The organism is Pontibacter sp. E15-1 (genome assembly GCF_022601975.1).
Taxonomy (GTDB): Bacteria; Bacteroidota; Bacteroidia; order Cytophagales; family Hymenobacteraceae; genus Pontibacter.
This window is the reverse complement of sequence record NZ_JAKVIR010000008.1, coordinates 93,945-103,470: the sequence shown is the minus strand read 5'-3', so window position 1 is coordinate 103,470 and position 9,526 is coordinate 93,945. Positions and strand designations below refer to the sequence as shown.

9 protein-coding genes and 1 riboswitch are annotated in these 9,526 nt (G+C 53.5%); of the genes, 1 reads left to right on the top strand and 8 read right to left on the bottom strand.

What is annotated here, in order from left to right; all coding sequences use genetic code 11:
- The 8 genes from MKJ04_RS07175 to MKJ04_RS07140 all read right to left on the bottom strand — a co-directional run bounded on the left by MKJ04_RS07175 (position 1) and on the right by MKJ04_RS07140 (position 7,354).
- Positions 1-792, bottom strand: a complete 792-nt coding sequence (locus tag MKJ04_RS07175) for a phosphatase PAP2 family protein (RefSeq protein WP_241640906.1) — start codon at positions 790-792, stop codon at positions 1-3.
- Positions 793-853: 61 nt separating this feature from the next.
- Positions 854-1,399, bottom strand: a complete 546-nt coding sequence (locus tag MKJ04_RS07170) for an HD domain-containing protein (RefSeq protein ID WP_241640905.1) — start codon at positions 1,397-1,399, stop codon at positions 854-856.
- A gap of 315 nt (positions 1,400-1,714) precedes the next feature.
- Complete coding sequence (gene trpS / locus MKJ04_RS07165; protein WP_241640904.1) at positions 1,715-2,689, bottom strand: tryptophan--tRNA ligase; 975 nt, start codon at positions 2,687-2,689, stop codon at positions 1,715-1,717.
- A 136-nt stretch (positions 2,690-2,825) separates the two neighbouring features.
- The gene (locus MKJ04_RS07160; RefSeq protein ID WP_241640903.1) at positions 2,826-3,740 is read right to left on the bottom strand and encodes an EamA family transporter; all 915 of its coding nucleotides are present in this window, start codon (positions 3,738-3,740) and stop codon (positions 2,826-2,828) included.
- Positions 3,741-4,031: 291 nt separating this feature from the next.
- Positions 4,032-4,820: a queuosine precursor transporter gene (locus MKJ04_RS07155; protein WP_241640902.1), complete on the bottom strand. Its 789-nt coding sequence runs from the start codon at positions 4,818-4,820 to the stop codon at positions 4,032-4,034.
- 222 nt (positions 4,821-5,042) lie between these two features.
- A complete protein-coding gene (locus tag MKJ04_RS07150; protein ID WP_241640901.1) occupies positions 5,043-5,960 on the bottom strand; it encodes a ribonuclease Z in 918 nt (305 codons plus the stop codon).
- A gap of 14 nt (positions 5,961-5,974) precedes the next feature.
- On the bottom strand, positions 5,975-6,352 hold the full coding sequence (locus MKJ04_RS07145; protein ID WP_241640900.1) for an STAS domain-containing protein: 378 nt from the start codon (positions 6,350-6,352) through the stop codon (positions 5,975-5,977).
- Between the two features lie 54 nt (positions 6,353-6,406).
- A complete protein-coding gene (locus tag MKJ04_RS07140) occupies positions 6,407-7,354 on the bottom strand; it encodes a phosphoribosylaminoimidazolesuccinocarboxamide synthase (protein ID WP_241640973.1) in 948 nt (315 codons plus the stop codon).
- 466 nt (positions 7,355-7,820) lie between these two features.
- Positions 7,821-7,928, top strand: a riboswitch (SAM riboswitch).
- A gap of 270 nt (positions 7,929-8,198) precedes the next feature.
- On the opposite strand from MKJ04_RS07140, the gene MKJ04_RS07135 reads away from it, so the two are divergent.
- Positions 8,199-9,524: an O-acetylhomoserine aminocarboxypropyltransferase/cysteine synthase family protein gene (locus MKJ04_RS07135; RefSeq protein WP_241640899.1), complete on the top strand. Its 1,326-nt coding sequence runs from the start codon at positions 8,199-8,201 to the stop codon at positions 9,522-9,524.
- Positions 9,525-9,526: the final 2 nt, after the last annotated feature.

Genomic DNA, 9,526 nt, shown 5'->3' with positions numbered 1-9,526 from the left:
TTATTTTATATCAGTATTTTGTATCTCTTTTTCATGAAGCCGCTGATACTCCAGCACGCTCACGGCCAGGATGAGCCAAAGGCTGCCCAGCAGATAGCCGCCCGCCACATCACTGATGAAATGGACACCCAGAAAAATGCGACTGAAGCCTATCAGCACTATGTATACCACGCAGAGGGCAGCCCAATAGCGGGGCCATTTGATAGCGCGTCGCTCCAGTAAAATGAAAATCGCCACAATCCCGAACAACGACAGTGCCCCGGCAGAGTGACCGCTTGGGAAGGAGAAGGAGCTTGGCTCGTAGTAGCCCACATCCAAGGGGCGCTCCCGGCGAAAGAAAAGCTTTGTGAAGTAAATGGAAATACCGGTGCCCAGCACCGCAATCAGCAGCGCCACCAGGTACTGCCACTTCCTGTGGTAGAGCAGCACCAGCGTCACGAGCGCAAACGTGATGCCCACGCCCGTCGAACTACCCAACTGCGTAAAATAGTAGAAGGCTTTGGCTGTTTCGTCCGTCCGGAGGTGGTATAGGTATAGCCCGACTGAACTGTCCACCAGTTTCATTCCCGGCGAGTTTACAAGGTTCTCTGAAATCTCAGAGAGCATGGCATAATTGGTGACCGCAATTCCCAGCAGCAGGGTGAGTGGCAGGCCCAGAAAATTCTGCATGCCCAGCCTGTTCCTGAAAAACCCCACAGTCAATGGGTAAGAGGCTTCCAGGCGTTGCACCGCCTGGAGACTGAAAAACCGGTCGATAGCGCTGGAGATGTAGGTTAGTGGTTGGCGGAACATACTTTATATGCTAGGAGAAAAGGCTTGATGCAGGGTGTTGGTTCGATGGCGCATACTGAGATCAGCACAGGAGTTTGCGCTCACGCTGGAGGTTTATTCTTTTCTGCTCCTCGTAGTGCCGGAGGGCGAAGGGCGTAAAAAAGGTATGGCTCTCGAGAAAGCAGGCGTTTTGCCTGTGCCACTCCCTGTCAGGTATGGGTATACCCCGCACAGCCTCTATTTCTTTTTTCAGATGCTGCGAGGCGACCTGAAAACAGCGTTTGCCAAGGTGACTCAGGTCTGCGTCGCACAGCACCTGTTCAGCCAGCGATCCAGGTTTCTGAGGCTGTTTCGTCACCTCAATACAGGCTGTTACCAAGGCTTCGACCTGCGCGGAAACTCCCTGTGCGCGTAAAAACCTGCTGGCGATCTGCTTGCTGGCATCCTCGTGCCCGGCATACCTGCAGCTGTAGCCCGTGTCATGAAACCAGGCCGCTACCGTCACCAGTTCCAGTTCCTCCGCCTGCAGGCCGCTGCCCGTCCCGATCTCCATGGCCGCAGCCGCCACCGCAGTCGTGTGGTGGAGGTTATGGAAAACGAGGTTTGGCGACAGTTTACTGGTAAGCAAATGTGAGCAGAAAGCTTTCGCTTTTTGTACAAGCAAATTTGAGTGGATCATCCGGATCGTAAATTAAGCGCTACAGAAATGACATGCGCGCAGGGCATGTGTCTATGTAGTTACGAAAGGATTCTGTAGCAACTATGTATACTGCGGCATCAGGCAGCAACAATCTCACGGGGCACTCCTTTCTTCTGCCCGATTAATCCAGAATGGCAAACCAAAAAGTATTGAAACGCCGAAGCGGCAGCCGAATTCTCAGCTGCCGCTTCAGTAAATGTTAGCTAGGGGGTATAAAACCGCATTTATGGTATAAAAACCCGCTTAAAAGCCAAGCTTTTGGCGCACACGTTGCAGTACGGGCCCGGCGATGGCTTTGGCTTTTTCGGCCCCTTCCAGCAGCTTCTTGTCGATCTCGTGGAGGTTGTTCATGTAGTAGCTGAACAGCTCCCGCTCTTTGGCATACTTCCGGATGATTAGTTCGTAGAGGGCTTGCTTGGCGTGGCCATAGCCGTAGCCGCCCGCAGTATAGTTCTGGCGCATCTGCTCTGTTTCCTCTGGGGAGGCCAGCAGGCGGTAAAGCTTAAACACTGTGTCATGCTCCGTCTCCTTGGGCTCTTCCAGTGGGGTACTGTCCGTCACGATGCTCATGATCGTTTTGCGCAGCGGCTTGTCGGCCTCAAAAATATCAATCGTGTTGCCATACGACTTGCTCATTTTCTCGCCGTTTATACCGGGCACCGTCATCACGGCCTCGTCCGTCTTTGCCTCCGGCAGCACAAACGTCTCCCCGTATACATGGTTGAAGGCGCTGGCAATGTCGCGGGTAATCTCCAGGTGCTGGATCTGGTCTTTGCCCACAGGCACGAAGTTAGCGTCGTAGAGCAGGATGTCGGCCGCCATCAGCACCGGATAGGTAAACAGGCCAGCGTTTACGTCAGAAAGCCCTCTTCTCGACGATTTGTCTTTGAACGAGTGGGCGTTGGCCAGCATCGGGAAGGGCGCAAAGCAGTTGAGGTACCAGGTCAGCTCTGTTACCATCGGCACATCCGACTGGCGGTAGAAAATGTGTTTGTCTGTGTCGAAGCCGAAGGCAAGCCAGGCCGCTGCCACCGCGTAGGTGTTCTGTCGCAGCAGGTCGGCGTCGCGGATGGCGGTAAGCGAGTGCATGTCAGCAATAAAGTACAACGAAGCCTCCTCAGAGGTTTGCGATAGCTCCACAGCAGGTATAATCGCGCCAAGCAGATTGCCTAAGTGTGGGCGCCCCGTACTCTGGATTCCTGTAAGATAACGTGCCATAGGGTAGGTATGCTAGTTGAGGATGCAAATTACGGGAAAATGCCGGAAATAGCCCAGCCGATCGTTATTTCCCTCCATTATGGCCGCTGTTTTCGCAGGACTACGCTGGCGCAGGGCATTTCAGTTTACCGCCGCATCAGGCTGCCGCCGTTTTTTGGAGCCGACGGCTTTTGCGCAGCGAGCTGATGTTGGACAGGATGATCGCGCCTATGATGAGTGCCACGCCCATCCATTGCACGGCCCATACCTCCTCGTGCAGCACCACACTCGACAGCAGCACCGCCACCGGAAGCTCGGCCGCACTCAGGATGGCACCCAGCCCCAGGCCTGTTTTAGGCAGGCCATACGCATAAAACAGCGGAGGTATAATGGTGCCAAAAAGCGCCAACCCTATACCCCATTTAAAAAGCCCCTGAGCCAGGGCTCCGTTCACCAGAAAAGCCGGTGGGAAAACAGTGAAAATGAGCGCACAGGCACCCGTTAAGATCAAGGCACTCTTGGTGGTGGGATGCATGCTGTTGCCGGCGCCGCCGTTGATCATCAGAAACACCGCGTATGCCAACGCAGCCAGCAGGCCAAAGCCGACACCCACCAGGTTAAAATCGGGGAGCGTGCCGGAGAACAGGCGGCCTGCCAGGACAGTGCCCAGCAGCACCAGGGCCACCGTGCCCACCTGTAACAGCGAGGGAAGTTTCCGGTTGGCGATTGCCTCCAGTACCAGGCTCATCCAGGTGAACTGCATCAAGAGCAGGATCGCGATGGAGGCCGGTACCTCCTGCACGCATTTATAGTAGAAAATGCTCACCAGGCCGCTGCTGGTACCCATGGCCGCCAGCTTCAGCTTCTCTTTAAATGACGTGCGGCGGCCCGCGTTGTCCGGCATCAGGTTACGTACCAGCACAATCGCCCAGAGGACAATCAGGCCAAACAGTGCCTGTGCGCCAGTCACGTCTCCCAGGGAGAAGCCTTCGCGGTAAGCAAATTTTACAATCGTGGAGAGTATGCCAAAACTACACGCGCCAAGAAAAACCAGGATGATTCCTCTGAACATAATATTCCCTGAACTTTAAAAAAGGTGATAAACTGAAATTTTGATGCGGGCGAATCCCCGGTAGCAGGTAGAAAGGCACTTACAGGTCGTGTAGCACGTAACCCGTGATAAAGATTTGTGTATGTGCTAAGTGGTATGGCATCTTGGTTTTGCTGGTACAAATGTACGGATTCCTGTGCTTGCATGCCAGTTTTACCCAGAGCGCTTCTGAAAGCCATGCCGCCAGACGAAGGGAGGCATGTGCTGGCCAATTGATAAAGCAACTTTTCCGTTCGGTATACCCCCGTTGTATCAGTTCTCTATACTGGCCTCCTCCATCAGGTGCGTGGCCTCTTTTTGGCCCAGGTAGCGGTCGATAACGTAATGCGCCACATACAGAAGCGGTGTGAGTAGGATAGCGATGCAGAATTTGTAGATGTAATTGATGATGGCGACAGACAGCACCTGCTCCATCGGCCAGTTCCCGAAGAGGAAGAACGCCACGAACAGCACCACAAAGCTGTCCACCAGCTGCGACACCAGCGTAGAGCCCGTTGCCCTGAGCCATATCTTGCTGCTGCCCGTAAACCTGCGCAGCCAATGAAACACCGTGGCATCCAGAAACTGCGAGAGCAGAAACGCAACCACCGAGCCGACAATGATGCCCAATCCCTGCCGGTATACGCTGTTGAAGGCATAGTTAATGTTAAACGGGTTGCCCTGCGCGTCGGTATTGTTCACGTCCAGCCAGAAAGGGGCAGGGGGCAGGCCCGTCACGATGCTGATCACCAGAAACGCATACAGGATCAGCAGCACGGTCAGTACGCTCACTTTCCGGACGCCCGCCTTGCCAAAGTACTCGTTGATAATGTCGGTGGAGATGAAGACAACTGGCCAGATAATGACGCCCGCCGTCAGGTTAAAGTCGAGCCGGGTATCGGCCAGTACCGGTATTTGCGCCCCTGGAATCCCCAGCAGGGCCTCAGCGGAGAATATTTTCACCCCGATCAGCTCGGCCAGCAAGGCATTGGCTATAAATATGGCACTCAGCACCAAAAACAGGTGCGTGCGTCTTTTTTCAGAAGGAGAGGTATGTTGCATCCGGAAGCGCTACTTGAGCCAATAAATCAGGACTAATTTACGTATGGATAATGGACGGTCTGGTCCATCAGGAAAAACTGGATTACCAGCGGTACAATGCCAGGCCCGGTCAGCACATCCGGCATGGAAAGCCATTTTCTCCGCATCATATGGGTTCTAGGTATAATTCACGACAAGGGTCGGGGTATAGGTTGCCTGCCTTTAGCCGGAATAACTGCCGTGTTACTCCCGGATGCAGAAGATGCTGCCTTCCTTTGCCAGGTCAGTGTCTGCAAACAATTCCTGCGCCTCTTGCAAAAGCGGGTTCAGGTCTTTGTAGCGCACCGAGAAGTGCCCGAGCAGCAGCCTGCGCACGCGGGCGGCGAGGGCCATCTCGGCCGCTTGCCGCGCAGTGCTATGGAAGGTATAGTGGGCACGCTCCCGGAGATCGTCGGCGAAGGTAGCCTCATGGTAAAGCAGGTCCACCTCCCGGAGCAGGGGCAGCAGCTCCGGCTTATAGCGACTGTCTGAGCAGTAGGCGTAGCTGCGGCTGCGCTTCGGCTCCAGTGTCACGTCTCTGTTGTAGACCACGATATGGCCCTGCTCATCGCGTATGTCCTCTCCCCATTTCAGGCGCACCAGCTGCGGCGGCGTCAGGAAGGAAGGTAGCTTTTCTTTGATCAGCGGGCGCGACTTCTGCTTCTCCCGGAACAGAAAGCCGCAGCAGGGCACCCGGTGCTCCATCGGGATGGTATGCACCGTGAGTTGCTTGTTCTCAAAAATCCTGGTATGCGCCGTCGTGTCCAGCTCATGGAAAATGAGGGGATAGCACAGGTTGGTGCCTGAGTACCTGAACTGAAGGCTTAAAATCTCGGAGAGGCCGGGAGGGCCGAAGAGGTGCAGGGGCACGTGGCGGCCCTGCAGGTGCATGGAGGAGAGAAGCCCCGGCAGGCCGAAGTAATGGTCTCCGTGCAGATGGCTGATATAAATATTGCAGATGCGCTGATGCTTTATCTTGTATTGCATCAGCTGCATCTGCGTTCCTTCACCGCAATCGATCAGGTGGTACTGGTTGTCAATGGTAAGGACCTGTGCGGTATGGTGTCTGTTTGCCGAGGGTGTGGCCGACGAACTGCCCAGTATCCTGAGTTCGAAATCCACAGCAGACGGCGCCCTTAGTCTTCTTTGTTGGTCAGATCCTGCTCAATCTCATGCAAAAACACACGGTCAATCGCTTCTTCCACAGTAGGCAGAATATTCAGGACAGAATCCAACTTCGAAATCGTGATGAGCTTCATCACGTGGTCCTGTAAACCAGTGAGGATCAAAAGGCCGCTGGACGAATTGCAGAGGCGGTTTGCAATCAGGATAGAGCTCAATCCCGAAGAATCAGTATACTTTACGTTGTTCAGGTCAAGAATTAAGTTCGTTATCCCCTCAGCGTTCAACTTCACAAACTCAGACTTTAGGTCTGGCGCAATGGATGTGTCCAGCTTTTTCTCGTCGATCGTGATAATTGTATAGTTTTCTTTCTTATCAATCGTGTACTTCATAGATCTACCAGTAAAGATTTAGATGCGAATGTACCAAAATCTACATTAACATTATTAATTTTTGATGTTAAAATTATTGTCACGAATATGCTCCTCTATGCGGGTTAGCACGTTTTCGTAGCTGTTTTTCTTGAATTCCTGGCCTGTAAAAACCTCATACAGTTCAATGTATCGCGCTGAGATGCCCGCCACGATAGCGTCTGTCATTTCGGGCACGTTTTGGCCGTCCTTGCCCTGAAAGCCGTTTTCGATCAGCCACTGCCGCACAAATTCCTTCGAAAGCTGCCGCTGCGGCTCACCGTTGGCCTGCCGCTCCGCATACCCCTCGGTGTAGAAATAACGGGAGGAATCCGGAGTGTGTATCTCGTCGATCAGATATATTTTCCCATCGTGGCGACCAAACTCATATTTGGTGTCAACAAGTATCAGTCCACGTTGTTCAGCCAGTTCCGTGCCTTTCTGAAATAAAGTGCGCGTATAGTGCTCTAATTTAAGGTAATCCTGCTCTAAAACAAGTCCTTGCGCCAAAATTTCTTCTCTGGATATGTCCTCATCGTGCCCTTCATCGGCTTTGGTGGTTGGCGTGATGATTGGCTCCGGGAGTTTGTCGTTCTCGCGCAGCCCCTCCGGCAGTGTCACCCCGCAGAGCAGCCGCTTGCCAGCTTTGTACTCGCGCCAGGCATGTCCGGCCAGATACCCTCTGATAACCATCTCCACTTTAAAGGGCTCACATCTGTAGCCTACCGTCACGTTCGGGTCGGGCGTGGAGAGCACCCAGTTGGGCACCAGCGACGCAGTGGCCTGCAGATTCAGGCTGGCAATCTGGTTCAGGACCTGGCCTTTATAGGGTATGGCGCGGGGCAGCACCACATCAAAGGCCGAGATGCGGTCTGTCGCCACAATGGCCAGTTTGTCCCCGAAGTAATACACATCGCGAACTTTGCCTTTGTAAAAGCCGGTCTGCCCGGGGAATGAGAAATTGGTTTCTTTTATGGCCTCCATAAAGTCTGTGTCATGAATTGCACTCAAAGTTAACTATAATTTGTAGGCCTTAAAATATTTCTGAAGGATACGGCTACACGGATAAGTAATCATCAAAATATAGTCGGGTAATTATATTGGATTATACTAGGTATAAATACTTATGGTTTTATACTATTGATGTTAGAAATTGCATAAAACTATACAATTGTGATAACTTGTATTTACAGCCAAGCTGAAAGTGCGGCACTTGAGCTTTTATGCAGAATGCTGTGTTACCGCACATTTGAGGTATACGATCCTCTTCGGGAATGGCGGTTGCGTAGCGCTGCGTGCGAGGCTGCTTTGCGCAACGCCTGCTGCATGCCTCCGTAGGAGAGAAGGCAAGGCATTGGGTGCTCAGTGGCAAAAAAGCTGCGTTTTATTTGGATTTGCTTTTTCCGTGCTTTATAATTGCAACATCAAGTCAATCATCCCTTCGGGAGTTGATTTATAAAGAAGAGTGGAGAGACAGGCTCTGTGAAACTCTAGCAACCTAACTAACGCGGTTAAGGTGCTAATTCCTGATTCCGGAACATCCGGAAGAATATAAATTGATACGATCATGAATAAGGGAATCGAGTCTACCAATCACAGTTTAGTTTTTTCGCCGGCAGTGCTTCTGCCGCATCCTTTCATCTCTATTTTGGCAAGGCAGAATTTCATGCGCACCTCCATGTGCGGCATGCGGTGTTGTTGCTGAGCTAAGCCTTTACCGCACCGCCTTTCGCAGCCTTGCGTTCTGCCTGTGATCATCATGCCATATACCCCCGTCCAGGCACCCATACATCCTCAAACCAACATTTAACCTTTTAACTGCAAAACCATGTCACAGCCACAGCATTTCGAGACCTTACAGTTGCACGCCGGCCAGGAAGTAGACCCGACCACGCAGTCGCGCGCCGTGCCAATTTACCAGACAACCTCTTTCGCCTTCAAAGACGCAGAGCATGGGGCCAACCTGTTTGCCCTGAAAGAGTTCGGCAACATCTATACCCGCATCATGAACCCCACCACCGATGTGTTCGAGAAGCGCATGGCGGCGCTGGAGGGTGGTGTGGCAGCCGTGGCCGTGGCCTCGGGGCAGGCAGCGCAGTTTATTGCCCTTAACAACATTGTGGAGGCCGGCGACAACATTGTGTCTACCCGGTATCTTTATGGCGGCACGTATAACCAGTTTAAGGTATCCTTTAAGCGTTTGGGCGTGGAGGCGCGCTTTGCCGAGAACGACGAGGTGGAAAGCTACGAGAAGCTGATTGATGACAAAACGAAAGCGCTATATGTAGAGACGATCGGCAACCCGCGCTTCAACATCCCGGACTTTGAGGCGATCGCGGCGCTGGCGCGAAAGCACGACATCCCGCTGGTGGTGGACAATACCTTTGGGGCTGGCGGATATCTTTTCCGTCCGCTGGAGCACGGGGCGAACGTAGTAGTGGAATCGGCCACCAAGTGGATCGGCGGCCACGGCACCAGCATCGGCGGTGTGATTGTGGACGGCGGAAACTTTAACTGGGGCAACGGCAAGTTCCCGCAGTTCTCCGAGCCCAGCGAAGGCTACCATGGCCTGAACTTCTGGGAGGTGTTCGGTACCGACGGCCCGTTTGGCAATATTGCCTTTGCCATCCGCGCCCGCGTGGAGGGACTGCGCGACTTCGGCCCTGCCCTGAGCCCATTCAACTCTTTCCTCCTGATCCAGGGCCTGGAGACGCTGTCGCTGCGCGTAGACAGAACAGTGCAGAACGCGCTGGAGCTTGCCACGTGGCTGGAGCAGCACGAGCAGGTGGAGGCCGTGAATTACCCGGGCCTAAAAAGCAGCAACTACCATGAGCTGGCCAAAAAATACCTCAAGCGCGGCTTCGGCGGTGTGCTGTCGTTCAAGCTCAAAGGAGAGCGCGCCCAGGCAGAGACGTTTGTGAACAGCCTGCAACTGGTGAGCCACCTTGCCAACGTGGGCGACGCCAAAACCCTGATCATCCACCCGGCCTCCACCACGCACCAGCAGCTATCGGATGCCGAGCAGCAAAGCGCGGGCGTAGAGCCAACCCTGCTGCGCGTGTCTGCCGGCATCGAGCACATCGACGACATCAAAGCGGATTTTGAGCAGGCGTTTGCTGCCGTAAAAAAACAACAGCCAGAGCCAGTACTTTAAAT

What these genes read in the sequence shown, in the direction of transcription:
- MKJ04_RS07175 (WP_241640906.1), bottom strand. Translation starts at nt 792, where the DNA reads ATGTTCCGCCAACCACTAACCTACATCTCCAGCGCTATCGACCGGTTT.
- trpS (WP_241640904.1), bottom strand. Translation starts at nt 2,689, where the DNA reads ATGGCACGTTATCTTACAGGAATCCAGAGTACGGGGCGCCCACACTTA.
- MKJ04_RS07160 (WP_241640903.1), bottom strand. Translation starts at nt 3,740, where the DNA reads ATGTTCAGAGGAATCATCCTGGTTTTTCTTGGCGCGTGTAGTTTTGGC.
- MKJ04_RS07155 (WP_241640902.1), bottom strand. Translation starts at nt 4,820, where the DNA reads ATGCAACATACCTCTCCTTCTGAAAAAAGACGCACGCACCTGTTTTTG.
- MKJ04_RS07145 (WP_241640900.1), bottom strand. Translation starts at nt 6,352, where the DNA reads ATGAAGTACACGATTGATAAGAAAGAAAACTATACAATTATCACGATC.
- MKJ04_RS07140 (WP_241640973.1), bottom strand. Translation starts at nt 7,354, where the DNA reads ATGGAGGCCATAAAAGAAACCAATTTCTCATTCCCCGGGCAGACCGGC.
- MKJ04_RS07135 (WP_241640899.1), top strand. Translation starts at nt 8,199, where the DNA reads ATGTCACAGCCACAGCATTTCGAGACCTTACAGTTGCACGCCGGCCAG.